The organism is Pseudoalteromonas sp. T1lg75, assembly GCF_002964705.1.
Taxonomy (GTDB): Bacteria; Pseudomonadota; Gammaproteobacteria; order Enterobacterales; family Alteromonadaceae; genus Pseudoalteromonas.
This window is the reverse complement of record NZ_PQCD01000033.1, coordinates 324,507-351,006: the sequence shown is the minus strand read 5'-3', so window position 1 is coordinate 351,006 and position 26,500 is coordinate 324,507. Positions and strand designations below refer to the sequence as shown.

At 49.7% G+C, this 26,500-nt stretch carries 22 protein-coding genes and 1 pseudogene; 12 read left to right on the top strand and 11 right to left on the bottom strand.

Annotation, left to right across the window (positions count from 1 at the left end):
• Positions 1-5 precede the first annotated feature (5 nt).
• The 3 genes from C2M36_RS08130 to C2M36_RS08120 are packed head-to-tail and all read left to right on the top strand — an operon-like array spanning position 6 to position 3,493.
• Entirely contained in the window at positions 6-680 is a 675-nt protein-coding gene (locus C2M36_RS08130) for an ABC transporter ATP-binding protein (protein ID WP_234399123.1), read from the top strand.
• Positions 677-3,052, top strand: a complete 2,376-nt coding sequence (locus C2M36_RS08125; RefSeq protein WP_105201594.1) for an ABC transporter permease — start codon at positions 677-679, stop codon at positions 3,050-3,052. The genes C2M36_RS08130 and C2M36_RS08125 overlap by 4 nt, the downstream gene beginning before the upstream one ends.
• 21 nt (positions 3,053-3,073) lie before the next feature.
• Positions 3,074-3,493, top strand: a complete 420-nt coding sequence (locus tag C2M36_RS08120) for a hypothetical protein (RefSeq protein WP_105189169.1) — start codon at positions 3,074-3,076, stop codon at positions 3,491-3,493.
• Positions 3,494-3,546: 53 nt separating this feature from the next.
• Here the strand turns inward: C2M36_RS08120 and C2M36_RS17120 are convergent, their stop codons facing one another.
• Both C2M36_RS17120 and C2M36_RS08110 read right to left on the bottom strand, forming a co-directional pair.
• On the bottom strand, positions 3,547-3,999 hold the full coding sequence (locus tag C2M36_RS17120; RefSeq protein WP_105189170.1) for a MarR family winged helix-turn-helix transcriptional regulator: 453 nt from the start codon (positions 3,997-3,999) through the stop codon (positions 3,547-3,549).
• Positions 4,000-4,001: 2 nt separating this feature from the next.
• Positions 4,002-4,484 (bottom strand): glutathione peroxidase, encoded by a 483-nt coding sequence (locus tag C2M36_RS08110; protein WP_105254475.1) that lies wholly within the window; start codon positions 4,482-4,484, stop codon positions 4,002-4,004.
• Positions 4,485-4,623: 139 nt separating this feature from the next.
• Here C2M36_RS08110 and C2M36_RS08105 point away from each other — a divergent pair, with 139 nt between their 5' ends.
• The 3 genes from C2M36_RS08105 (at position 4,624) to C2M36_RS08095 (ending at position 8,305) form a co-directional block, all read left to right on the top strand.
• Entirely contained in the window at positions 4,624-6,363 is a 1,740-nt protein-coding gene (locus tag C2M36_RS08105; RefSeq protein ID WP_158678886.1) for a collagenase, read from the top strand.
• Between the two features lie 115 nt (positions 6,364-6,478).
• Complete coding sequence (locus tag C2M36_RS08100) at positions 6,479-6,979, top strand: GNAT family N-acetyltransferase (RefSeq protein ID WP_105254473.1); 501 nt, start codon at positions 6,479-6,481, stop codon at positions 6,977-6,979.
• 120 nt (positions 6,980-7,099) lie between these two features.
• A complete protein-coding gene (locus C2M36_RS08095; RefSeq protein WP_105254472.1) occupies positions 7,100-8,305 on the top strand; it encodes an iron-containing alcohol dehydrogenase in 1,206 nt (401 codons plus the stop codon).
• 49 nt (positions 8,306-8,354) lie between these two features.
• Here C2M36_RS08095 and C2M36_RS08090 read toward each other — a convergent pair whose 3' ends face one another.
• Positions 8,355-9,236 (bottom strand): LysR family transcriptional regulator, encoded by an 882-nt coding sequence (locus tag C2M36_RS08090; RefSeq protein WP_199883027.1) that lies wholly within the window; start codon positions 9,234-9,236, stop codon positions 8,355-8,357.
• Positions 9,237-9,431: 195 nt separating this feature from the next.
• Between C2M36_RS08090 and C2M36_RS08085 the strand changes: the two genes are divergently transcribed.
• Positions 9,432-10,130 (top strand): cation transporter, encoded by a 699-nt coding sequence (locus C2M36_RS08085; protein ID WP_105254470.1) that lies wholly within the window; start codon positions 9,432-9,434, stop codon positions 10,128-10,130.
• 52 nt (positions 10,131-10,182) lie between these two features.
• On the opposite strand, the gene C2M36_RS08080 is transcribed toward C2M36_RS08085, so the two are convergent.
• The 4 genes from C2M36_RS08080 to C2M36_RS08065 form a co-directional block, all read right to left on the bottom strand.
• The gene (locus C2M36_RS08080) at positions 10,183-11,589 is read right to left on the bottom strand and encodes an InlB B-repeat-containing protein (RefSeq protein ID WP_105254469.1); all 1,407 of its coding nucleotides are present in this window, start codon (positions 11,587-11,589) and stop codon (positions 10,183-10,185) included.
• A 131-nt stretch (positions 11,590-11,720) separates the two neighbouring features.
• The gene (locus C2M36_RS08075; protein WP_105254468.1) at positions 11,721-12,041 is read right to left on the bottom strand and encodes a hypothetical protein; all 321 of its coding nucleotides are present in this window, start codon (positions 12,039-12,041) and stop codon (positions 11,721-11,723) included.
• Positions 12,010-12,960, bottom strand: coding sequence for an ornithine cyclodeaminase family protein (locus tag C2M36_RS08070; protein ID WP_105254467.1), 951 nt, complete (start codon positions 12,958-12,960; stop codon positions 12,010-12,012). Before C2M36_RS08070 ends, C2M36_RS08075 begins: the two co-directional genes overlap by 32 nt.
• A 1-nt stretch (position 12,961) precedes the next feature.
• On the bottom strand, positions 12,962-14,047 hold the full coding sequence (locus C2M36_RS08065; protein ID WP_105254466.1) for a M24 family metallopeptidase: 1,086 nt from the start codon (positions 14,045-14,047) through the stop codon (positions 12,962-12,964).
• A 730-nt stretch (positions 14,048-14,777) separates the two neighbouring features.
• Between C2M36_RS08065 and C2M36_RS08055 the strand changes: the two genes are divergently transcribed.
• Both C2M36_RS08055 and C2M36_RS08050 read left to right on the top strand, forming a co-directional pair.
• On the top strand, positions 14,778-15,347 hold the full coding sequence (locus C2M36_RS08055; RefSeq protein WP_158678884.1) for a hypothetical protein: 570 nt from the start codon (positions 14,778-14,780) through the stop codon (positions 15,345-15,347).
• A gap of 16 nt (positions 15,348-15,363) precedes the next feature.
• Positions 15,364-16,908 (top strand): S8 family serine peptidase, encoded by a 1,545-nt coding sequence (locus tag C2M36_RS08050; protein ID WP_158678883.1) that lies wholly within the window; start codon positions 15,364-15,366, stop codon positions 16,906-16,908.
• A 113-nt stretch (positions 16,909-17,021) separates the two neighbouring features.
• On the opposite strand, the gene C2M36_RS08045 is transcribed toward C2M36_RS08050, so the two are convergent.
• The 4 genes from C2M36_RS08045 to C2M36_RS08030 all read right to left on the bottom strand — a co-directional run bounded on the left by C2M36_RS08045 (position 17,022) and on the right by C2M36_RS08030 (position 21,276).
• Entirely contained in the window at positions 17,022-17,690 is a 669-nt protein-coding gene (locus C2M36_RS08045; RefSeq protein WP_105254716.1) for a GntR family transcriptional regulator, read from the bottom strand.
• Positions 17,691-17,849: 159 nt separating this feature from the next.
• Entirely contained in the window at positions 17,850-19,346 is a 1,497-nt protein-coding gene (locus tag C2M36_RS08040) for an aldehyde dehydrogenase (NADP(+)) (RefSeq protein WP_234399122.1), read from the bottom strand.
• 10 nt (positions 19,347-19,356) lie between these two features.
• Positions 19,357-20,358 (bottom strand): 4-hydroxyproline epimerase, encoded by a 1,002-nt coding sequence (locus C2M36_RS08035; RefSeq protein ID WP_105254462.1) that lies wholly within the window; start codon positions 20,356-20,358, stop codon positions 19,357-19,359.
• Positions 20,359-20,361: 3 nt separating this feature from the next.
• On the bottom strand, positions 20,362-21,276 hold the full coding sequence (locus C2M36_RS08030; RefSeq protein WP_105254461.1) for a dihydrodipicolinate synthase family protein: 915 nt from the start codon (positions 21,274-21,276) through the stop codon (positions 20,362-20,364).
• A gap of 191 nt (positions 21,277-21,467) precedes the next feature.
• Between C2M36_RS08030 and C2M36_RS08025 the strand changes: the two genes are divergently transcribed.
• The 3 genes and pseudogenes from C2M36_RS08025 (at position 21,468) to ygjK (ending at position 26,330) form a co-directional block, all read left to right on the top strand.
• A complete protein-coding gene (locus C2M36_RS08025; protein ID WP_105254460.1) occupies positions 21,468-22,733 on the top strand; it encodes an NAD(P)/FAD-dependent oxidoreductase in 1,266 nt (421 codons plus the stop codon).
• 17 nt (positions 22,734-22,750) lie between these two features.
• Positions 22,751-23,961, top strand: a pseudogene (locus C2M36_RS08020) (M24 family metallopeptidase).
• A gap of 62 nt (positions 23,962-24,023) precedes the next feature.
• Positions 24,024-26,330 (top strand): alpha-glucosidase, encoded by a 2,307-nt coding sequence (gene ygjK / locus C2M36_RS08015; RefSeq protein ID WP_105254459.1) that lies wholly within the window; start codon positions 24,024-24,026, stop codon positions 26,328-26,330.
• Positions 26,331-26,500: the final 170 nt, after the last annotated feature.

Genomic DNA, 26,500 nt, shown 5'->3' with positions numbered 1-26,500 from the left:
CGCAGATGATGAAACCACATTTAATCGAATTGAAAAATGTTTGCTTTAGCTACACGAAGTCAAAGCAAAAAGCCTTAGAAAACATCAATATCACTATTCAATCTGGCGAATACGTGGCAATTGTCGGTAAATCAGGCAGTGGCAAAAGTACACTCATGTCTATTTTGGGGCTTTTGCAGCAACCCACTAGCGGTAAATATTTGTTATTGGGAAGGGATACGACAAATTTAACCAATAAGTCGTTATCGAAAGTTAAAAATAGAGAAATAGGCTTTATTTTTCAGAACTTTAATTTGTTAAATAGACTTAATGTTTTTGACAATGTGGCACTGCCGCTAAACTACAACGACGAGATTAAACGCGCTGACTACCGTAAGTATGTGATGGAAGCGCTTAACTTTGTGGGGATTGCAGAGCTACATAATCGTTTGCCCAGTGAATTGTCGGGCGGTCAGCAACAAAGGGTCGCAATCGCAAGAGCCCTTATCAACCAGCCTTCCATCATATTAGCGGATGAACCAACTGGAAATCTTGATTCATATAACAGTGAGTTGGTTTTTAACATTTTGCAGAAGCTCAACGAGCAAGGGCGTACCATCTGTGTAATAACGCACGACCAACAGCACGCGGCACTGGCGCACAGGCAGATCCCCATTAAAGATGGTCAAATCGGTTTATGACGAAATCACTGCTCATCGATTTACTCATTAATTGGAGTAAGCAAACTTACCAAAGCAAGAAGCTACTTCTCGCTATTGTGTTAGTGGCGCTCCCCCTGAGTATTTTGGTTAGTTTTTCGAGCATAAAGGCCACTTATCTAAGCCCCACTTTTGCTGGGCTCGAAGCGAATACGCCGATTCACCACATAGTGCTTAAAGAAGCCGAATCACAAAGCCCCTTAGAGCCCTATCTAGCAGAAGAAATAGCGCAAACGCTGGCGCACCCCATTCTCTATGAAAGAACGGTGCCACTGTCGCTGAACTATTTAGGGCGGCAATATCAAACCAACATTAGTTTCTTTTCCGGTGCTTACAAAAGCCTTAATTTAACGGCTTTAAAGGGCTCGCTCAGCAGCTTGGACTTTCCAAAAACAGGCGCTGAAGCCAGCGCTGCAATAGGCTATCACTTTTGGCAAGAGCAACTCTCCGGCGAAGAGGTTATTGGCAAGTATATCGCTGTTAACGGCAAGGCCGTCAAGATTGTTGCCATCTTGCCGCCTGAAATGGAGTCTTTGCGTAAAGGGGTGCCATTGGACCTGCTAATGGCTTTTAATCAACAAAGCTTTATCCTTGATACGGAAAACATCCAACTTACCCCGGACACCTATAGCTATATTATTACCGAGCCGACGCGCTCTAACGAAGAGCTAGCCCAATCTCTGAGCGCTCACCTTATAGAGCAAGGCTTGCTGCTGGAAGAGGATAAAATCAGCATTACCGCCGTATTCGGGATCCATCCCCAACAGTTTGAGATGATAGTCACCCGAGTGAACATACTTATGGCGGCATTCTCACTGCTGTTACTGTTTTGCTTTATCGCATTTTTGACCGTTTTTAATGCCCAGTGCCACTACAAGCAAGAAGAGTTAATCGTCAGGCAATTATGTGGTGCATCGTACAAACAGATCACCTGGCAAGGTTATCTGGAGTCTACCGCGACGGCCTTATTGATTGTGCTAATCGCGTTTTTGCTCACCCCTGTGAGCAACGCCCTCGCAGACATGCTGTTACCCAGTTTAAAAACGGGGTTATCTGCTACGGACAAGCTCACTTTCAGCCGGTTAGGTGTGGGTATGTTGATACTTGTCATACTGATCATGAATGTGTTTTATACAATTCAAAGCAAATGGATTAAAACACCCATTGGACGGGGTGCAAGCGCAAGTAAAAGCCAGATATTACAAAGTCACACCTTGTTAGCCCTGATGCTCAGCCTGTCGTTTGTTACGCTTTACTCGGCTACTTTGCTGTTACACAGCCAATATAATATTTACCACACCGATTTAGGCTTTGACACCACACAAAGATACTATGTGAGTTTTGAATTTCCCGAGCAGCATGACATAAGAATGTACTCGCAGTTTTCACTGGCACAGTTAGAGCAGATGTTAATGGCTAAAGAGGAAATTAACCAGGCCGGGGCAGCAATCACCTTGCCACTGACTAATCGCCATTACTTTTCAAACTGGTTTTTAGCATCAGGCGAAAAAATTGGCAGCGGCCAATTCAGTAACACCCATAGCAACCTGGTTTCTCCCAACTATTTTGAAACGCTCAACATCCCTTTTATCTATGGCAACAACTTCTCTTTTAACCATACCAACGCCGTGATTATTAATCGCAGTTTATGGCAACGTTATTTTCAAAACAGCTCGTTAGCACAAGCCAAGCTTCTGAAATACGACCCTTACAGTGAAAAATACACAGAATACAGCGTGATTGGCGTAGTCGACAATGTTCATTATCAAAGTGCAGATTCAGCACCAGTGCCCAGGGTTTATGAGCTGCAAACTACGTTCAACAGCATCATTAATTTAGTCATTTCCTCCGGTGCTAATATGGCAGATTTAAAATATATTTTATCCGACGCTATTGGCCGCTATGACACAAGCATAAATGAATTTAGCTTGGACAGCCTAGAGCGCATCGTTGCTCAAGAGAATCAAACTCGCTTATCTATTACGCTGACTATGCTGGTGATCACCATCATCATCTTATTAGCGACAATCTCCTTCTGTATAACCAGTTTGGCTCAACTCTGCCGCAAAGACGCCCAAGAGCTGGCGCTACGTTTTAGCGTCGGGGCTCCAACTCATCGTCAGTTAGGCAATCAGATAAAACGTTTTATGCTTGTTGCAATACCGATATTCGCGGCGATTTTTATACTTTTCGCGAATTTTATACACCTTTTGCAAGAGCTTTTAGTTGATCTTGCTACCTATGTACCGCTGTACTTTCTTTTCAGCGGCGGGATATGCGCCCTTATATTCAGCGCGACAATTTTATACCAGTTTCACAACACCATACGCCAATCATGGCATCATTTAAGTTAATAAAGTAAAAGGGAAATTCGCATGAAAAAACTAATATTCATGGCACTTGTTTTGGTTAGCACATCTTCGTTTGCAAAAGAGTTTACAATTAATGCCGTAGAGATGTATGAAGCGGGCTTGATGCCGGGTGGACCACAAGTACTTATCTTTAATCAACAAGGTAAGCTGGTACACCACAGCACTGAGCTTAATAAGCAGATAGTCACTGAATTCAAGCAGCAATCAGACTTTGCAGACACGCAGAATATCGTAGAAAAACTAGAGAAAATATTAGGGGAGCCGCTCGTTTCTGGTGCACAAGATTACACCGTCTACTCCATTAATATGGAAGCCGCAAATCCTTGCCCTCCATGCGCAAAGCAAAACAAATTCCTAAATGCTGCGTTAAAGAAGTATGCCGATAAAAAAATAACGCACAACAAGGTTCACCTAAGTTTGTAAGCACCGCCCCATTACTACCAGCATTTTTCATTTTTTTAAATGACGTAGTGGGGTCATTCGGTTTCTAACAGGCCGATAAACTGATCGAGCTGCTGGGCCATCTGGGTTAGCGCCTGCTGCTGGCAGGCCAGGCCTTCACTGAGTGTTTCCCGCCATTTTTTAACCTTAGGTGCCAGGGCTATGCCCTGCTCCGTCAAGGCAATCTGCAATTGCCGCTCGTCCTGTTCACTGCGCACTCTGCTGAGCAAGCCAAGCTGCTGCATGCGCTTTAATAAAGGCGTTAGAGTGCCCGAGTCGAGATGCAAACGTGAACCCAGGGCCTTTAAGCTTAAAGGCAACTGTCCCTGCTCGTTAGCCTGCCACAATACCAGCAATACTAGGTATTGGGGGTAGGTGATCCCTAAGTCTTTCAGCATCGGCTGGTAACCGCGGATCACCAGCCGAGAAGCGGTATAGAGCTTAAAACACAGCTGGTTTTGCAAATAGAGATCCTGATCCATGCTCATGTTTAGCTCGCTAGCAGGGCTTCGATGTCGGCGCGGATCGCTTCGGGCTTGGTCAGTGGTGCATAACGCTTTAACACCTTGCCGTTTTGGTCGACCAGAAACTTGGTAAAGTTCCATTTGATCTTCTTGGTGCCCAACAGGCCCGGGGCCTGAGCCTTGAGGTAGTCAAACAAGGGATGAGCACCCGTGCCATTAACGTCTATCTTGCTCATAATGGGGAAAGACACACCATAGTTCAGCTCGCAAAACTCGCTGATCTCGCTATCGCTGCCCGGCTCTTGCTCGCCAAACTGGTTGCAAGGGAAACCTAGCACCACCAGCCCCTTGGCTTGCAGGTCTTTATATAGATCATTTAAGCCCTGGTATTGAGGCGTAAAACCGCACTTGCTCGCGGTATTGGCGATCAACATCACCTTACCCTTAAAGCTGGATAAGGCCACCTCTTCGCCTTTGTTATTGGTCGCAGAAAATTCGTAGATAGACATAAGGTAACCTCATTTAGATTGTGCACAATATAATTGATCAAAATCTAACTATTCGCAACAAAAGCCACCCCAAATTATTGTATACAATATATTTTAAATGTATTTTGTTGCTCTATTCGTTCACTCTAACGCGATCACAATGACAAAAATTACAGCACTTATCGCGCTGACCCTGCTCAGCGCCTGCAGCACCTCGGTGCAGAAAACCCCATCGACAACAACTACCTATAACTATGTTGATATCTGGCACAGCGCGCCGACACTCACCCCGTCAGACGCAGCCTTTGCCAGTGCCCTTGAGGACACGCTGACATTTATCTCTACACAGGCCGATGCGCGCACGGTCGATTGGGCAGCGCTAAACAATGCCTTGTATTTTTTGCGCGCCTACAGTTACAAGGGCGATCTAGACGCCATTAGCGAGTCGCAATTAGTGAACCTAAACTCTACGCTGCAGGCCTTAATAGTGCGAGTTGAGGATGCGCCAAAGGCGCAGCAACAGCGATTTTTAGAGCACTATGCGGTAACACTGTACCGCCTACTCGATACCCCAAAGCTCTATGACCAGGCGCCGCAATGGCTTGAAAATACGCTCAATACCCTAACTAAAGAGCAAACAGCACCTTCGCTAGAGCGTGATTATGCCCTGTGGGAAAGCTATCGCGCCCTGGGTTTTTTAGCCTTTAGCGCCCGTGACAACGAGCAACTGGCCCAGAGCATCAGCGCAGACGCTAGGCTGCGCCAGGTCTTAATCAAGAACATTGCCCTGGGCGATTGGCAGCAGGCCCATGCCCTGTGGGTGCTGGGCTATGTGCACCAGTTGTTGCCGCGGGAGCAACAGCAGCTACTGGACACTCAGGTATGGCAGGCATTGACCAAGGCAGAACCAAACAAGACCCAGCAACAAACGCTGTTCTCAGGCGTTTACCTGGTTAATAGCTTTCGCGGCAAAAGCAGTTGTGGTGAAACCTTTAAAGGCCAGTGCCTGGAAATTGATATCGACCAGGCGCTACCAATAAATCATGAGTGCAGCGAACACCTGTTTATTCGCGCCACCTCATTAGACGCCGAGCAACTCGCCTATAGCTGTAACAGGCTTACCGCACAGGAGGAGGACTTTCATACCCTGCTCGACACCCAATACCAGGCCGTGGCCAACGATCATAACCGAGCCCTGCGGGTGATTATTTTTGACCAATATGCTGACTATAACCGCTACGGCCAACTGCTGTTCGACATAGATACCAATAACGGCGGTATGTATATCGAAGGCACACCAAGCGACCCCAATAACCAGGCCACGTTTTATACCTTTAGGGCATTTTGGCTACAAGACAGAAATAAGGTATGGAATTTAAACCATGAATACGTGCATTACCTGGATGGCCGTTTTAATAAATACGGCGGCTTTGGGCACTTCCCAGCACAACTGGTGTGGTGGAGTGAAGGCTTAGCGGAATTAGTCGCCAAAGGCGAGCACAACCCCAAAGCCTATAAAGCCATTGCCGAAACGCCAAAGCATGAGCGCCCAACACTGGAGGCCATTTTTGCCACCAGCTATGAGGATTCGAGCCAGCAAATTTACCAATGGTCCTATCTTGCCATTCGCTATCTGGCCGAGCAGGATTTAAATGCCCTGCGCCAGTTGCAACAGCACCTAAAAGGGGATTTCTATCAAGGTTACGCCAATAACCTGGCCAAGCTTGCCAAGAAACACCAGGATGGCTTCACCGCCTTTTTGGACAACTACCCGGCGACGGAGGAAAGCGCAGAAGACAAAGCAAAACAGAAGATCAACAAGCTTTATCGCTATCTGTATCGCGACTACCTGATGCCAAAGCACCTCAGCTACGATGAGCAGCATCGACATTTATTTTAAATCACTTTATCTGGGGTCAGCTGGCCCCCTTTTTTTGCAAATACGCTAGTCGTTCGCCGCGCACTTGATATATGCTGACTCAAATAAAAACCGCAATATAAAGTGAAGCGAATACATGGAGTTAGTTACCCCTAGCCAGGCATTGGAGCAATCGTACCGCGACTATATCGTCGAGTTAGGCGCTGAAGAGCGCTACCCGTTTCCCCTCGATTTTGACCACCAGGATTTTCCCGCCTTGCTGGCACGGCTGGATGACTTTGCCAAGGGAATGAACCTGCCAGCAGGTTTTGTGCCGAGCTCAACCCTGTGGCTGGTCGATAAGGGGGAAATCCTTGGCGTGACCAATATTCGCCACACCCTGAATGACGCCATTGCCCATTGTGGCGGCCATATCGGTTTAAGTATTCGCCCTTCCAAGCGCGGGCTGGGTTTGGGCAAGGTGCTGATGGCCAAGTCCATCGCGTTTTTGCAGCAGCGCCAAGTCAATGAGGTGCACATCCATTGTTATAAGGATAATCAGGCCTCCGGCCGAACCATCATCTCCTGCGGCGGTCGGCTCGACTCCGAGATAGAGGTCGGCGATAAATGCGTACAGCGCTATGTGGTTAGGCGCTAACCGATTTCGGCGCCGCCTCAGTACCAAAAATAACAGCATGCTCTGCGGCCCTGGTGTTTAGTACCTAAATTTGCTTTTATAAGAACAGGCTTTTATTCAATGAGTTAGCACAGGGAAAACATGGCCATTCAACACCTTTTTTATCGCATGTATCATCTGGGTTTGCGCCTGGCGGCGATGCTTTTGCCTATTCCCGAGCCCCATGTATTTCACGGTGATAAGGCCATTGAACAATGGCTGGCACACCTAGAAGCGCAAAAGTGTAAACGTATCTTGCTGGTCAGCGATCCGGGCGTACTCGCCCTTAATTTGCATGCCCAGCTAAAAGAACAACTGCTGGCCAATCACATTGAGGTGGTAACCTTTAGCGACCTGAGTGCCAATCCCAGTATCGAACAGATAGAGCAAGGCGTGCGCTGCTACCAGGCAAACAAATGCGATACCCTGTTAGCCATAGGGGGCGGCTCGGCCATGGATTGCGCCAAGCTTATCGCCGCACGAATTGCTCGCCCCAAAAAGTCGTTACGACAAATGCGCGGGCTGTTTAAGGTGCTGCGCACCTTGCCCCCTGTGTATGTAGTGCCGACAACGGCAGGCACCGGCTCCGAGGTAACGGTAGCGGCCGTAGTCAGTGATACCGAGCGCAGAATTAAATTCGCAGTCAATGACCTCTGCCTGATGCCTAAGGGCGTGCTGTTTTTGCCCGAGCTCACCACAGGGCTGCCACCGGGGCTGACAGCCAGCACCGGCATAGATGCGCTCACCCATGCCCTAGAGGCCTACATTGGCATCAATGCCACCGCCTATACGCGAGATAAAAGTGAAAAAGCCGTGGCGCTTATTCTCGATGCGTTGCCCAGGGCCTATCACCATCCCGACGACCTTGCCGCCCGCACCGACATGCTTTGGGCCGCCATGTTCGCCGGTCAGGCCTTTACCCGTACCTCGGTCGGTTATGTGCATGCCATCGCCCATCAGTTAGGGGCTGTTTATGGCCTAGGCCATGGCCTCGCCAATGCCCTGGTACTCCGGCCCATACTGGACTTTTATGGCGATAGAATAGACGCCCAGATGAAGCGCTTAGCCAAGCACTCCTTGAGTGAGCACAGCACGGCCGCTGAGTTACGCGATAAAATCTATGCGCTGCTGGATGAACTGGCTATCCCACACTGCATTGCCGATTTAAAAGCAGAGGATATCCCACTCATTGCCAAGCTGGCGCTGGAAGAAGCGCACCCGGACTACCCGGTACCCTGCTTTATGACGCAGCAGGAGCTGGAAGACCTGCTGCGCTCGCTCTTACCTAATAATGAGCCTGATAGTTAGCCTGTTATATGCGAGCTATTAGCGAGCTATTAGCCAGCTGTTGGCAAGCTTAATCCTCCGCCAAATAGTCCTCAAGTTGTTCGGCTAACCATTGAGTGAGGCCACCTAGCTGGCTATAGCGATTTTGGATCATGCCATAGGCCTGACGTTTCATGGCCTGATCATAATTAAGCACCTTGACGCTGCCATCGCGCAGGTAGGGGTTAATAAGTACCGAGGGGACGTTGGAAAAGCCGGTGCCATCGAGCACCGCATTGCGCAGATGCTCATAAAACGGCAGCGCAATGTAATTGCTAGAGGCCGGCGCGACGGCGTGCAACCCCTCATCGTCTATGGTCGCCAGGGCAAATTCGGTGTAACGGGCCAGATCGGAACTGACAACCTGTGAGAGCTTACACAGTGGATGGTCACTTTTGGCCACCGTCATCATGCGAATTTCACCCAGCTTGACGTGATGAGTGCTCGGTAAACGGTTGCTGTGAGGCAATAGGCAGTAGGCAATATCAACCATATTCTGCTCCACCATGTCGTTAAGCTCCGGCGGCGGCGCCATATACACGGACACACTGGTAGCTGGAAACTGCACGCTCATCTCATGAATAAGCTGGCGCCAATAAGACTCGGGCAGCGCATCGTCTCGGGCGATACGCAGCACGGACTCAACGCCCTGCAAATGCTGCCGGCAACGCCCGGTAATGTCATTGCCTATCATCACCATACGCTCACAGTCATTCTTGATCACCCGCCCGATATTGGTCAGGGTTACCTGATTACCGCTGCGCTCTAACAGCTCAACGCCAAGCTCATCCTCCAGCGCACTCAAGGACGAGCTCAAGGTGGTGCGGCTTTTGCCCAGCCGCCGTGCGGCTTCGGCAATCGATCCCGACTCGCTAATGGCAAGAAACATTTCCAACTGGCTGATCTTCATCATTGACACCCAAACAGATCCGTTGATATCTAAGTATTTAACGGTCAACACACAGCAGCCTAGAAATAGCAGGCGCCTCCAGCGACGATAATATCGTCGCTCAGCGATTATGGGAATAGCCAACCCCCCTATAAAATCTACACCAACGAGTAAAACGCCAGCGATAGCTGACGAATAATTGCCACAACCGAGGTGTCTATGCACTGCAGTATTTCTTTAGAGCGAAAATTATTAACCTTCTCTACCGCATCGGCCTTGGTGTTTGCCCTGATGGGTATCGGCCTTGGAGTCTGGATGGGCTCGCTGGTGATCCTGTTCGACGGTGCCTATTCACTGGTGAGCCTGTTACTGACCATTATTTCCCTTGCCGCCGCCTGGTATATCCGCTCACCCAAGGCACGTGAGCATAACGCAAATATCAACTTGATTGAGCCGGCGGTGATCGCCTTTAAAGGCTTTGCCATTACCCTGATGTGCAGCGCCTCTTTTATCTCGGCAATTTTGGCGGTTTTGGCTGGGGGGCGCGAGGTAAATACCGGACTGGCATTGGTATTCGGGGTGATCAACCTTGTTGGCTGCGTGGGCACCTATTGGCTCTTGGCTAAGCGTGGCCGCCAGACTAAGTCGGCACTGCTTGAGGCGGAGTCGAAACAATGGCTGATGGACTCGGTGATCAGCGCCGCGGTGATGGCCGGGTTTATTATCGCTTCCCTGCTGAGCTATGCAGGACTGACAGAGTACGCGGTGTTTGCCGACCCTGTGATGGTAATGATTGCTTCTGTCTATTTTACCCTGGTACCAATAAAGATGACCCAAGGCGCCCTGCGCCAGCTATTCACTGTGTACCAGCAAAACGATGGGGCTATTTTTGACCGACGCATGCAAAAGGCGGGGTAAATGCACCCCGCCTTGTTGGCATGACTTTTTACCTAGAAGCTAAGACAAACGCTTAGTTACAGGCTGTACCCACGCATTGAACATCGGCATCGTAATACACATACGCAAGCTTGGTATTTGCCGTTAAGTCCAAGGATGTCAAGGAGTTATTGTTCAGATACAGGGTGTCAAGCTCTGGGTTATTGACCAAGTCGATACTGGTCAGTTGGTTATCGTTGAGGGTCAACGAGGTAAGCTCCGGGTTATTGGTGACATCGATACTGGTCAATTTATTGTTCTCGATATTAAGATCGGTGAGCTTCTGGTTTGCAGCCAGGTCTATCTGGGTAAAAGATTGATAACCCAACCACAGGCGCTCTAAGTTTGCGTTCTGACTTAAGTCCAACACCGACATCACACCTGGGCGTGCCTCGTCCATAACGATAAAAAGCTCGGTTAGCTGGGGTAATACGGACACATCGACCTGTGTTAGCTGCACATTGCCACTCAAAGCGACGGTTTCAAGCAGCGGATTGTTTGACAGATCAATGTTGCCCAGCTGATTGCCTCCGGCATAAAGCGTTTCAAGATTGGGATTATGGGCAAGGATAAGGTCTGAGAGCTGCATTGCTTCCACGTTGAGAAAGGTCAGAGACTCGTTTTGCGATAGGTCAACCTCTGCAATGGCATTGGCGCCAACACTTAACCTGCTTAATTGGGGATTTTGGCTGACATCAATTGCCGACAATTTATTACCATACACACTGAGGTTTTCTAGCAGGGGGTTATTTCTGGTATCGATGAGGGCTAACTCATTATAATCGGCTTCTATACGCGATAAATATGGGTTACTGGACGTGTCCAACTCGGTGAGTTTGTTCTGAGCAACAGCTAGATAGTTTAATCTGGTATTCGCCGAGATATCCAAGCTACTGATACCTGTATACGTTAGGTTCAGAGTTTCCAAATTCACAAGATGCTCAACCCCTTGCGTTGAGCTCACCGCTTGATACCCACAATAAAGATTATAGACCTCATCGGCATAGTGACTGCCTTCAACATTCTCGCCGTCAGTGCCTTGCGCACAAGCCAGTAGGTTGTCATCGGCAATTATTGAGGTTAACTCAAGGCGCGCAGCAAATGTCACGGTGACTTCACAGTTTGAAGTCATGGCCTGCGAGTAGGTTTCAAAGCTAGTCGTGGCGTTTTGTTGGTCAAGACTTAGTTCAACACCGCAACCGGTGAAGCTTTCCAGCAAATAACCTTCATCTGGGGTCACGGTAAATACGGCCACCTGTTCGTTAGAATAGCTGGTGTCATCCGTGGTGACCGAGCCGTTGCCATTGATATTAATGGTCACCGTATAAGACTGTTCAACGGGTTGAGGTTCCGGCTCACTCGAGCCACCGCCGCCACACCCCACTAACGCCAAACTCAAGATCCCTGGCGCAAAAAGCGCTGTTTTTGTTTTTTTAATCATAATGCCGCTAATTGTTAATCCTTTGTATGGTTCAATTTAAATAATTGTGCCCAAAAAATCAACAAAAAAGGCATAAATAAGCTAATTAACCTAAAACCAACACCTTGGCAAAGGACTTAAATACCGGAGGTTTATTGGCGTAAAGTGACCACCGCAGCCAAAGCAATGACTGCCCCTACCAGAGCCCACATCACATAAAACAATCGCCGTTGTGATAATGTGGCTATCACACCTTGCTCATCCGCCAAAATATAACGTGGCACCTCCTGCGTTGGTTCCAGGGGCATCAGTTGCGAGCGCAATTCATTGCCGTAACGGTAGGTCAGCAACATCTGCTGCTGGCCCACCAATTCCAGGGGAAGGACGCGGTTGTCGCGCACCGCGGTGATATCCACCACCTTACAGCTGCGCGCTTTGGGCTTACGCCACAGAAGTGATTTGATCATAGACATATTTAGCCGCCACCAGGTCGCTCAAGGCCGTACCGACCGATTTAAACAAAGTAATGTCGGTGTCATTTTCACGGGCATGGACGTTATCACGGGCGAGCTCGCTGAGCTCCCCTCTCACATCCGTTTCGCTAAACACACCTTCATTGATTGGAAGCAGCAGCTCTCCGGCTTCGTTTAATACATTTTCTCGACTATCAACAAATACCTTGGCACTTACCACCGTATGGGTATCGCATTCCCTGGCATCGCGATGGTGGTTACCAATTAAGTCCACATGGGTGCCTGCACTTACCCATTGGCCATCAAACAAGGGGGCATGACTGCCGGTGGCGCAGCAAATGGTATCGGCGCTGGCGATCAGCTCCTCACTGACAGGTTCATGGCTAAACTGGCAATGAGGGTACTCCCCCTGAAGCAGCGCTATCAGCGCCTGCGCTTTTTGTTCATTGCGCGCCACTATGCTCACTTTTGCGTAGTTGCGAACCGCCAGATGGGCCCGTGCCATAAAGGGTGCCAATTTCCCCGAGCCAAATAAAACCATGTGTTTCGCGTCTTTCCTCGCTAAATAATCGGCGGCCAGGGCCGATACCGCAGAGGTACGCCAAAGAGTGATTTCGGTGCCATCCACCAAAGCCAGCGGCTCGCCAAACTCCCGCGAGAACAGCATAATTTTTGAGTACAATGACGAGCGACCTTGGCGCTCGTTCTCGGGAAAATAAGTAAACGCCTTGACACCAATTACCTCGTCATTCCACGCCGGTAACACGGCAAAGGCATCGTGGTTATTCGGCTTATTATCAAGCGCATAGACAGTGCGCCTGGGTGTGCCAGCCTCACCGGCGAAGCCCCATTGTAAGGCCTGTAGCAGTGGCGTGTAGGCCATCACCTGTTGCACCTGCTCGGCGGTAATGATGTTCATGTCAGCCTCCTAAAATGAATTGTTGTGGCGCCTGGGTCAGGCAATCATAACCTTCTGCCGTGACCACTATGTCTTCTTCCAAACGCACGCCGCCAAGGTGTGGAATATAAATACCCGGCTCTATGGTGATCACATTACCGGCTTGCAAACGGTACTGCTCGCCGGGCTTTAAAAATGGAATTTCATGCAAAAATAAGCCAAGACCATGCCCTAGTCCCTCCCCAGCATATTGGCCGAATGGGCTTGCCTGGAGCACCTCGTGGGCTTTTGCATTGAGCTCATGGGCGCTTACTCCAGGTCGCACCGCATCCAGCGCCGCACGCTGGGCATTTTGCACCGTATCAAAAATCGTCTGTTGCTCGGCACTGGGCTGCCCCCACACATAACTGCGGGTCATGTCCGAACGATAGCCATTCACCACGGCACCAAAATCTATCAAAATAAAATCGCCCTCAAGCAGTTGCTTATTCCCCGGATTTCCATGGGGCAAGGCGCTGCGCTCGGCAAAGAGTAAAATGGTGTCGAACGAGGTGCCGGTGGAGCCGCGCAACTGCATTTGATAATCCAGCTCAATGGCCAGTTCGCGCTCTGTAATACCGGTTTTAATTTGCGTGAGCGTCTGTGCCAAGGCACTGTCGGCGATAGCGGCCGCCTGACGTATACAGTCAATTTCATACTCGTCTTTGACCCGGCGTAAGGACTCGACCATATCGGTTCTTGGTGTGAGCGCGGCGGCGTTCAATTCACTTGCTATGCCTTGCCACTGCGCCACGCTAAAGTGCGCCGCTTCAAAGCCAATGCGCAGGTTTGCGCCACCGAGTCGTGCAATACAGGCCCCCAGACTTTCATTATCACGGTCCCGCTGCACCACCTCGATATCCTGGGTTTCACTCAGGGCGCGTTGGTAATAACGATAATCGGTGATCATCATCGCTTTTTGCGGCATCACCAAGAGGGTTGCCGCGTGGCCAGAGAAGCCGGTAAGGTAAGAGATATTCTCAAACCCTTGCACTACTAACAGTTCGTCACCCAACGAGGTAAGAAGATTTTGTAATCGCGCTAAACGCGCTAAAAAGACCTGACTCATCAAAAAATAAACCCTTGTAAGAAGACCCTAAAAATAAGGTAAACCGGCCATTACGGCCAATGCATGCGTGTACTAAGGTGCTAACAGCAATCATGGGATCCTTTGCTATCAATGGCACTATCAAGACCCAAAAAAGCCTCCCCCTTAACAAAGCCTCAGCGCCTCTTTTAGAGTTCACTACTGCAGACCAAGGCAGCGATTTTCGCCCTTGGCTCTACATAACGCCTGCAATCTATTGCGGTGCCTACCGCTTAATTGTATACAATATCCATAATGCCATTTCCTTATTCGACGCACAAGCTCTCGCCATGAGTAAATGCAGGCGACAAGATAAAACTATTAAGTGACTGATAATAAAGAACTAGTAGAGTTTATATTCTAAAAAAAACCAAGTTCTATAGAGCTTATATTCTAAAAGCACCAAGAAAGTATTAAATGTCAAGCACTGGTCCAAAATGGTACAAATTAACATCAGTTGTGACATTTATTAAAAACACCTTTTAACACACCGTTAACACTGGGTTTTTAATTTCGCCTAATTTTTCTTCACGCCATCTCTTGTACTTTTCGCCATGACAGGCATTGCAATCAAAGGGCCCATCCTTTACTAATCTAGGGGCTGCTTATCGGCAAAGCACCTAATAGCTGCTCATTTTGCAACAATTGCCATTTGAGCATCAGCGGCAACAAATTTTTAAAGTGAAAACCTAAATTTTTTGGGGAAGGTCCAATGAAAACAACATATCTCGGATTACTCATACTTGGAGCAATGACCACGTTAAGCGGTTGCGCCAAGCTCGATGGCCGTGTGACGGCTGGCGGCACCTTGCACTCGCAAGGCGGTGATGGCAAGGCGGTCTTTACTGCCCATGCAGCACGCTGTGATGGCGACATTAAAGGCCGCGTCAATTACCAGGATAAAACCGCAATCGATTGGCAACAATTCGGCGGCATCGCCTTTAAAGCCAACGTTACTGGTGCCGGGTTATGCAGTGAAGATCCCGTTGCTCCGGATGGTTTAGAAGACGAAACACGTCATTGTAAACAGGATATCTGTACCGAAGGCATGTTCCAGGTTGAGTTCAATTATGACTCCACTAACCCAGCGGCGCCCGGTGAAGGTACAGGCTTTGCCTGCATGATGGATATCGGCGAGGGGATCAACTCCGGCTTTGGCGCCAACGGCATCTTAAATGTGATGTTGCTTGAGTCTGGCCCATATCAGGGTTATCACAACGCCGGAACCATGAGCGGTAACGTTCAAGTACACGATTGTCCATCTAGCGATGACGACGCCTAAGCGCAAGGAGCAAAAAATGAAAGTACTAAAAAATAAAACCCTACTTGCAGCGAGTATCGCCACCCTACTGAGCCTACCGGCAACGGCCGCCGAGCCACTGCGTATGGTCTTAGAGGTCAATGCCAACGACTTTGACAGCGTTAAATCACAACTTGTTGCTCAGGGCATTCAAATCAATCGCGAAATATCCGCTTTAGACAGCCTGGCGATCACCCTGGATAAAAGTCAGCTGGGCAATGTGTCTGCATTAAAAGGCATTCAAGCATTTTACCCGGATATGCCACGAAAGCTTATGTCTGAGGGCAGCACCCAATTTATTCCTTATGGCCTGCCCATGGTGCAAGGAGATCAAGTAAGCTACCAAGGCGGCCAGAAGGTGTGCGTAATTGACAGCGGTTATGGATTAAGCCATCCAGATCTGCCTAGCGCGGCTGTAACAGGTGCCGAAGACGGAGGCGCCGGCGTATGGTATGAAGACCCATTTGGTCACGGCACCCATGTTGCCGGCACCATAGCGGCCGTGAACAACGACATCGGCACGGTTGGCTTGGTCTCGGATCATTCCCTCGAGATGCATATTGTACGTGTCTTTGGCGGTGATGGTCGTTGGGCTTATGCCTCGGATCTGGCTCATGCCATCAATGAATGTAACGACGCAGGTGCAAACATCATCTCCATGAGTTTAGGCGGTACCTTCTCCAGCCCTATCGAAGAACGCGCCATCGCCAAAACCGCTCGCAACAACGTGTTGATGATTGCCGCCGCGGGTAACTCGGGCCAACCAAGCCACAGTTATCCGGCCTCATACGACAGCGTGGTTTCAGTAGCGGCCGTTGATAGCATTAAAGATCGTGCCCCTTTCTCCCAACGTACGAGTCAGGTTGAGTTAAGCGCCCCAGGCGTGGATATCTTTTCGACCGTTCCTCAAGGACGAGGCGCTCGCTTTGATAAGTTTAACGTGGTTCAAGACGGCTTAAACCTGCTTCACTACGCCATGGAAAATTCGGCCAAAGGTAGCGTCACCGGTGAGCTTGTGGACTGCGGTCTGGGTACCGAAAGTTGTGGCGACATGACGGGCAAAATCTGCTTAATAGAACGTGGCCAAATTCCTTTCTACCAAAAAGTGGAACAGTGTGAAGCCGATGGTGGTGTAGGCGTTATCGTGCGCAATAACATGCCTGGTAAATTGATCCCCATGATCTATCCAACTGACATGATTGCCGGAGCAGTCACCTACCAAGAAGGTATGAAACTGATGGATAATCTTGGCAAGGAAACCACGATTTCAACGGCCAACTTCCCGGATCATGACTTTATGTCCGGCACCTCTATGGCGACACCACATGTCTCGGGCGTTGCGGCCCTGGTGTGGAGTAACTTCCCGGAGTGTTCTGCCCAAGGTATTCGCTTAGCGCTTAGAGCATCGGCACAGGACTTGGGTGAGTCGGGCTATGACTATGCTTACGGCTGGGGTCTGGTTCAGGCCAAGGATGCGGTCGACTATATCAAGGCCAATGGCTGCCAAGCTCCGCAAGGCAACATGAAAGGCGGTCAAGGCTAAACGAGTTCGTTTTTATTCCTTTATAATCGTTACTTCAAGCGCTCCTAGTGAGCGCTTTTTTATTGCAGAATTGACATTAAAAAAGCAGGCAATTCAGCCTGCATTTTTATCTGTTAAGCGCTCTGCTCTTCCATCTTAATAAGCAGCTTTTTGATGTCTTCTTTGGCACCAGTTATATGGCGAATAAGGTAATCACAGGCTGCATCCACTTGCTTGGCCCTGCAGAGTTTCAGCAATTCGCGGTGCTCTTCCGGGGCGGTGTTAAGGCCTCCGGCAAGGAGAATATGCATACGCACATAACGCTCGGAGTTTTTACTGAATTGCTCTACCAGTTCACGGGTTTGTGGACGCTCGGCGCGGCTATACAGCTTGCCATGAAAGGCGCTGTTAAGATGACCCGTCGCGGCCTGAGTATCACCGGCAGCCATCGCGGCTTCTAGCTCTTGTAATAATACTTCTGCACTTTGAAAATCGTCTTCAGTTAATTTTTCCAGCGAGTGGCGCAGCAACTCCGCCTCGAGCAAGGCACGTAAGTCGAAAATTTCATCCACTTGCGAGGCACTGACCTCGGTCACCGTGGCCCCTTTATGAGCTTCAAAATTAACCAGGCCTTCGGCTTCAAGTTGCAACAAGGCTTCACGCACCGGAATACGGCTGACATTAAGCTCTTCGGCCAAGGCCGCCTGACGCAGCGGTGAGCCTGATTTAAATTCACCCGTTAGGATCTTTTCACGGAGCACCTCGGCGACCAGCTGGGTGCGGGTTTTATGTTCGATTGCCATAATACTTTCAATAAGTTGCATCTTTTATACAGTATACAGATGGACGCTACCTATTTCGAGTACATTGTATACTTTTGTGGGAATGAAAAAGCGCTACCACGCACGGGATGCGGCAGCGCTTGGGGACGTTTTGCTTAACGTTTATTTCCTATCAGGGAATTATTTTTGCACGCACAGGGGACGCATAAAGCGGCGCATGGCCTCCAGGCCTACCGAGGTTGAACGTACATCGGTAGACGATGGGAACGGCCCTCCATGGTTCATCGACGGACAGACTTCAACACCCGTTGGCATTTGCTCCATGATCAGGCGCCCTACCTTGTAGCTCAATGCCTCCAGCAAAGCCTGATGCTCATCGTTTTGCTCATTGGCGCCATGTACAGAGGCCGTAAGCTGTCCCTCTAGCGCATTGATCACCTCCATCAGTTGCATCAAGTCCTGGTAGTGCACAATCAGGGCGCAAGGACCAAACACCTCTTCATGGAGCAAGGACGTTTGCAAAAATGCCTTGGCATCACAGCTAAACACATGGGCGTTGGCGTGGAAATCCCTCTGTCTTTCCCCCTGTGCCACCAGCCTAGTTGCCTTACAGTCGGTGAGACTTTCAATCGCATGTTCAAATGAGCGCACAATACCCGGTGTTAGCAAGGTATCGGAAGGGGCAGAGTTAATACTTTCTATCACCTTATCCATAAAGACATCACAGCCATCGGCCGGCACCAACCACAGTCCCGGACTGGTACAGAATTGACCGTTGCCCATCAACATGGATGCGCACAATTGCCCTGCAAGTGCAGGCTTACTTTGCAATGCCTCTGGCAAGACAACTTGAGGGTTGATGGAGCCCAGTTCACCATAAAAGGGGATTGTTTCAGCCCGGGTTTGAATGGTGGCCATCAAGGCTTTGGCAACCCCCATGGAGCCGGTAAAGCCCACGGCTTTTATTTGCGGTGCGGCTACCAGGCGATGGGAGATGTCATAGTTTACGCCTTGCAGCATAGAGAACACGCCTGAGGGCATATCACAACGCTGGATGGCCTTATCGATTGCACGGGTCATCAGTTCACTGGTGCCAGGATGAGCCCGGTGACTTTTCATCACCACGGGGCAGCCCGCCGCCAGCGCCGCAGCAGTATCGCCGCCTAGCGTGGAGAAGGCATAAGGGAAGTTAGAGGCACCAAATACCGCAACTGGGCCAACCGGCAAATATTTAAGCCTGGTATGCGGCTTTGGCAACGGCTGTCGTTCTGGATCGGCCAGATCTTCGCGGGTGACATGCAAAGGCGCTAAGTTATCCGCCAAGGCATCGGCAAACGCACGCAATTGATTAATGGTGCGACCACGTTCGCCCTGCAAGCGCGCTCTGGGCAGGTTGGTTTCTTGATGGGTTACATCGAGTAATTGTTCGCCCAAGGCTTCAATTTCATCGGCGATGGCGTGTAAAAACGCGCTGCGCACCTGCATGCTGGTTTGTCGATAAATAACGAACGCCTGCTGTGCCGCCTCGCATGCGGTATCGACTAGATCCAGAGTGATATCGTAATAGGCCTGGTTTAGTGGCTCATTGTTTACAGGGCTAAAGCTAAAAAAGCGCTCACTGCTGCCTTGCTGCCATTGCCCGGCAATGTAACTATAACCCTTCAGTGTATGTGGCATTACTGTCTCCTTATAAAACTTGAAACCCGAAAGCATAGGGATCGTCATCATCAACCACTATGGCGTTGTGACCGGTTACCCTAGCCCAGCCTTCAATACTGGGCACTATGGCGGTTTTGCCCGCCACTTCGGTCACCGACTCGATGCAACCGATAAACTGGCTGCCAATGTAACTTTCGTGCACAAACGGCTGCCCCTGCCCTAATTGGCCCTTGGCAAACAGCTGCGCCATACGGGCACTGGTGCCGGTACCGCAGGGCGAGCGATCAATGGCTTTGTCGCCATAAAACACCGCGTTAGCGGCATCCGAATTGTCATTTTTAGGTAACCCGGTCCAGAGCACATGAGAGGCACCGCGCATGGTTGCATCATCCGGATGCACACACTCAAGCTGCGCGTTGATGGCATCACGCAGTAAAGGGCTCCAGCGCAATAACTGCGCGGCCGTGCAATGCTCGATACCGGGGAAGTTCGCCTGTGGCTCAACGATGATGTAGAAGTTTCCGCCGAAGCTGATATCAACGCACAAGGAACCGAGCTCAGGCACATCAACCTGCACTTGCTCATAGGCAAGGTAGGCGGGCACGTTGAAAATTTTCACCGCCTCCACCTTTTTACCTTGCATGCGGTAGTGAGCTTGAACTCTTCCTGCCGGAGTATCCAGCTTGACCACTCCTGGTGTTCTTGGGTTTAGCAGGCCGTTTTCGATGGCAAAGGTCACGGTACCGATAGTGCCGTGACCACACATGGGCAAGCAGCCCGATGTTTCGATAAATAAAATGGCCGCGTCACCGTCTGCTGTTGTCGGCGGATAGAGAAATGAGCCCGACATCATGTCGTGGCCGCGCGGCTCAAACATCAACGCCTTGCGGATCCAGTCATAATCACGCAAAAAGTGCTGACGTTTTTGGCTCATACTTTGCCCTTCTAAAGAAGGATGGGCGCTTGTGACCAAGCGCACCGGATTCCCGCAGGTATGGCCGTCGATACAAAAGAAGGTTCCGCGGTTCATAGGCTAGTCCAGGTTGTACTTGCTAAGGTCGATGCGATTCTCAAGCGCTTCGTTGTAAAGGCGCTCAACGTACGCTTTTTCATCGGCGGTCAGGGATAAACGCGGAGCACGGGTGCGCTCACTGCCGCGACCAGCCAACTGCTCAGCATACTTGATGCACTGCACCAAGGTAGGGATGGTATCCAAACGTAACAGTGGTAAGAACCAGCGCCACAACTCACGCGCTTCTTCATAACGCCCCTGTTGCGCCAGTTTATAAATGGCCACAGACTCGCGAGGGAACACATTCGTTAAGCCCGATATCCAACCGGTTGCGCCCAGCATCATAGACTCAAGGGCGATATCATCAACGCCGCCGAACACCACATAACGGTCGCCAAAGGCACTAAATAGCTCGGTGATACGGCGAGTGTCTTCAGTTGCTTCCTTCACCGACACGATATTGGCTTCCTCGGCCAGTACACGCATGCCCTCGATAGACACATCAACGCCGTAGGTGACCGGGTTGTTGTAAATCATAATGGGTAATGCGGTAGCGCGGGCTATTTTTTGGTAATGGTCGATGGCCTCCCGCTCGCTGCTGCGATACACCATACCCGGTAGCACCATTAAACCATCGATACCCAGCTTTTCGGCATCCTGAGCAAACTCGATAGCAACTTGCGTGGTGGTTTCAGCCACACCGCTTAGCAATGGTACGCGACCAGCGACCACCTCTTTGGCCATGGCTAAAACCTGACGCTTTTCATCACTGCGCAAAGAGCAATTCTCGCCCACGGTACCAAGCACGATAATGCCGTGCACACCCTCTTTAATCAGGGTGTCGATCATCGCTGCCGTGGTTTCAAAATTAATGCTGTCATCGTTGTTGAACTGGGTCGTGACTGCCGGGTATACACCCTGCCAATTTACCTTCATGGTTATTCCTCATGTTGTCGTTGTGCTTGCCATAATAGATATATTGTATACAATATTCAACATACAAGGTTAAATTAGATTGCCAAAGTGTTCGCAACACCCGTTTAAGCACACAAGAAAAAATGCAACACATTGAAAAAATTAAACAAAGAAACCTAAGAAAATAGCGGTGTAGGATCAGGAAGGGTTAGATGCAAAATCTTTATAGCAATGTACACACAGACGATTTGCCCATAGCGGTGATCGGCGCGGGAGTTGTTGGCTTAAGTTGTGCGTTGCAATTACAGCGCCAAGGGCACAAGGTCCATTTGTACGACCCAGAGCAACCGGGCAGCCAATGTTCGTTCGGCAATGCCGGCCACTTTGCCACCGAGCAAGTATTCCCCCTTGCCTGCAAAAGCTTATTGCCTAAGTTACCTAAAATGCTGCTCACGCCAACCAGCGTGCTGCGCATTCGTCCTGCTTACTTTTTTAGCCTGCTACCCTGGCTGTGGCGGTTTTGCATGAACATGCGACAGCGCCCATTTAAGCGCAACACCCTAGCCCTCAAGGCGCTTAATGAAGCGGCACTTGGCGCCTGGCAACGACTACTGGCCGATGATTTTGATACTCATATTCAATGCAATGGCTCATTGCTGACCTTTGAGCGCACGCCACTAAGCAGGGTTCAGGCACTTGCCGAAAAATACGCAGCGCACAGCATTGCCGTTGAAGTGCTCAATAAAGCGCAAGCGCAGGCCCTGGAGCCCGAGCTAAACACCAATATCAATTATGCGCTTTATTTTACCGAGGTTGGCCATACCGCCTCACCAAAAGCACTGAGCGATCACCTTTTTGATACATTAATTCAAGCGGGCGCGGAGTATTTCCCCCTGGACGTCGAGGCAATACAGGATAAAGGGTCTTTTTGCCAGTTAGTTACCGCAGGGCAGACACGTGCTTATCGCAAAGTGGTTGTATGCACCGGTGCATACAGTAAAGTATTGTGCCAACGACTTGGTTACAGGCTTCCCATAGAAGCAGAACGCGGCTATCACTATCAATTGCGAACGCACCACAATGTGACGCGCCCCATTGCCTGTGCTGAACGTCAGTTTATCGTAACGCCTATGCAGCAGGGGCTGCGTTTGGCAGGAACCGTGGAGTTTGCTGGCTTACATACGCCAGCGGATTATCGCCGCGCCAAGAACCTGCTCAAGCATGGCAAAGAGCTGATACCCTGCATTAACGAAGAATACAAACAACAGGATTGTTGGCAAGGGGCACGACCATCACTACCGGATTCATTACCTGTGATAGGCCCGGCGCCCAAACACCCAAATGTTTATTTTGCCCTGGGCCACCAGCACTTAGGGCTAACCCAAGCAGCAATAACGAGCGAGCTGATTGCAGCAAGTATTAACGAACAACCCACCGCGATTAATCTCGATGCATTTTGCATCTCGCGGTTTCAATAAGTAAGGAGCTAGGCGCAATGAAAGGCATTGGCTATCAAACACAAGAACAAGCATTGGCACAATTGAGCGACATGACCACAGATATCACGCCCATTGAAGAGGCGGAATACCGTGCGCGTATTGCCAAAGCGCAAGCCTATATGCAGGCGCATCAAATCGATGCCGTCTACCTTAATGCTGGCACCAACATGACCTATTTCACCGGCTTAAAATGGTATGCCAGTGAGCGCTTAGTGGGAGCACTTCTGCCGGCTCAAGGTGACATAGCCTTTGTGGCACCGTTTTTTGAAATTGGCTCATTGCGCGATTACCAGGTGATTGATGCGCCAATTCATGCCTGGCAGGAAGAAGAAAACCCCTATGAACTGGTGCGCGAGGTGATGACACAACTGGGTTATGGCAACACCGCCACACTGGCCATTGATGAAAGCGCGCAATTCTTTATTGCCGATGGCATTAAAAAAGCGGCACCCAATTACACCCTGATTAATGGCGGCGAAGTAACTAAGCATTGCCGCATGCATAAATCAAACAATGAGCTGGCGCTGATCCAGCGTGCCATGGACATGACCTTGGAAGTACACAAGGCAGCGGCCTCGATTCTTCATGAAGGGATCACCACCCGCGAAGTAGAAGCCTTTATCAATGCGGCGCACAAGAAAGTAGGCGCCGTGGCCGGTAACATTTCTGCATCGTGCTATTCGGCCAGGCCACCAGCTTCCCCCATGGCGTGAAAGACCCGCAAACCCTGAAAAAAGGTGACATGGTGCTGATCGATACCGGTTGTCAGCTCAAAGGCTATTTAAGCGATATCACCCGCACCTATGTGTTTGGTGAAGCCACCGAGCGCCAGCGTATGTTCTGGGAATTTGAGAAAAACGCTCAATTAAAAGCCTTTGCAGCGGCACAAGTGGGTAACACCTGTGGTGATGTAGATTTTGCCGCGCGCAGTTATCTAGCAGAGCAAACGCTGGGACCGGATTATCAACTACCGGGCTGCCCGCACCGCACCGGCCACGGCATTGGCATGGATATTCACGAATGGCCGTATTTGGTTAAAAACAACCCGCAGCTGCTGGCGCCGGGCATGTGTTTCTCCAATGAGCCCATGCTGGTGATCCCGGGCGAATTTGGCGTGCGTTTGGAAGATCACTTCTATACCACGGAAAAAGGTCCAATATGGTTTACCGAGCCGGCGCACAGTATCGATAACCCTTTTGGGCTGTAAGCACGGCCCAAAGCATACGCAGCACCTGTTTAGGTGCGGCCATTGAAATACCAACTAATAATATGAAAAACAGGATTTTTATGCGCCTATTTTTGTTTGTTCTACAACTTCTAACTATTCCAGTGCTATGCGCTGAAACATCTCAGCCAACCTACGCAAACTTAATTAACCGCGAAGCCACTGTGCTCGCGATGCAAGACCAGGATAAGTTTGACCATTCGCGCCACAATCCGCTGTTCGATTTGGGTGCCTGGCACGGTCATCTGCTTAACGCTCAACAGCAACCTGGATTAGGTGGCCTGGCTTTGCTTACCGAGGAGTACCTCAACTACGTTGCCAATGAGTTTGAGCGTTTGGATGTGTTTCAAAACGATACCCTAGTTAGACTTAAGGTAGAGCAATTCGCCCTTCCCGATGCACTCATCCAAGAACTCACACATGAAAATGTACATATTCGCCATACCCTACGTTTTGTGGATGCACGCACATCGGTATTACACACCGAGGTTATTAAGGGAGATAACCTCACTCTAAAATACAGTGGTAAACTACTAACTCATTTCCATGCAAAAGAAAAAAAGCTTTCAGAACAGAACATTACTGAACGTTTTAAGACCTTGAACTTCAATTGGCAGCAGGATAAACAAAGCATTGTACTGGCACTTGGGCGCACACGTGACAGCTACAACTTAATGACCTCAGGTAATGCTCGCTTCTCTATAGTACGCAGTGTTCCACAAAGCCTCTCGGCCAAAGGAAATTCCTATCAAAGCACATTAAATCTATCCCAAGGTGAGTCTGTGTATAGCCGATATCGCTATATTTTAGATGCCAGTGAAGCGGAGCAATGGCCGCACAAAGCAGACTGGCCATCACTTGTCAGTAAATTCAAAAACAATCAAGAACGCTGGCATGATCGCATTGCTCGAGCAACGGCCAGTATTGAATCTACCAAGGGCAAAAAAATTGCGGTCAAATCCGTACAAACACTGATTGGCAACTGGCGCTCGCCCGCTGGCGCACTTAAGTTTGATACCCTTTCCCCCTCCGTTACTTCTAGATGGTTTTCCGGGAATCAAACATGGCCATGGGACAGCTGGAAACACATTGCTGCTCTGGCTTACTTTGAACCCGAACTTGCAAAAGCACACATGCGAGCGGTATTTGCCGAACAAATAAAAGCTAACGACCCAGTACGCCCACAAGATGCTGGCATGCTACCTGATTTAATTGCCTATAATCGCAGCGCTGAGCGTGGCGGTGATGGCAGTAATTGGAATGAGCGTAACACCAAACCCTCACTGGCTACTTGGGCTTTAGATATCCTTTATCAACAAACCGGTGATAAAACCTTTGTGAAAGAAATGCTCCCCAAGCTTATTGCCTATCGCAATTGGTGGCATCAAAATCGAGACAGTAATCACAATGGCCTGATGGAATATGGCGCAACACGGGACAAAGCCCATAACAATGCCCAAGGCGAACTGCTTTTTTACCACGATGGACAACCTAAATATGGCCTCAACACCCTAGCCCAGGCGCGTGCTAAAGGCGGCAATCTTGATATCCCAGCGCTCACAGCTGCCTCGTGGGAAAGCGGTCGCGATCACGCTGCCACCTTTGGTTTCATTGGTGACAAGCAACTTAAGAAATACATTGCCAGCGGTGGCAGAGCAAGCGATTGGCATGTGCAGCTTGCACCTATTTTCACCGAAAGTGGCAACCACGCTGGGTTTGTAATTGACCAGGAATCGGTTGACCAATCAAGTTATTTTGCCAGTGAGGCGCGCTTACTCAGCGAGTTAGCAAAAGAAATCGGTGAAAAAGAGCTTTATAGAAGCATGCAACAAGAATTTGGGCACCTAAAAAAGGCTATTCAAGAGTGCATGTTTAGTTCTGACCATGGCTTCTTTTTTGATGTTCGAATAAATCATCAAGGCCATGACTGTGAAGTCATAGCTGAGCGTGGTATGGGACCGGAGGGTTGGTCTCCCTTGTTTAATGGCATAGCGAGCCAAGAACAAGCCGAAAAAGTGCGAGACATTATGCTTGATGAAAAACATTTCAACACTCATGTGCCTCTGGGCAGCGCCGCAAAATCCAATCCAGCTTTTGGCGCCGATATTTATTGGCGTGGCCGAGTATGGCTCGATCAAGTGTATTTTGGTTTAAAGGGCCTAAGTGATTATGGCTACGAGCAAGAATCACGCATGCTCGCAGCCAAGCTGTTGAACAATGGTGATGGCCTACTTGATTCTGCCCCCATACGCGAGAATTATCATCCACTGAGCGGTGAACAACAGGGTGCACCTAACTTCTCTTGGAGTGCTGCCCACTTATATTTAATAGCAAATGAGAATTGGTTTTAGCTCAGTTCTGTAACATGCAGCACCTGTTTAGGTGCTGCATTCAACTTCTAGCCCCTTTTGGACTGAGCGTCAGGGGCCCTATGCACCCACTTGGGTTCTCTCTTCCACCGCTAGCAACCTGTGCTTTATACCCGAAACATTACTGCCGGCACCAGTCCCTGCAATCAGAG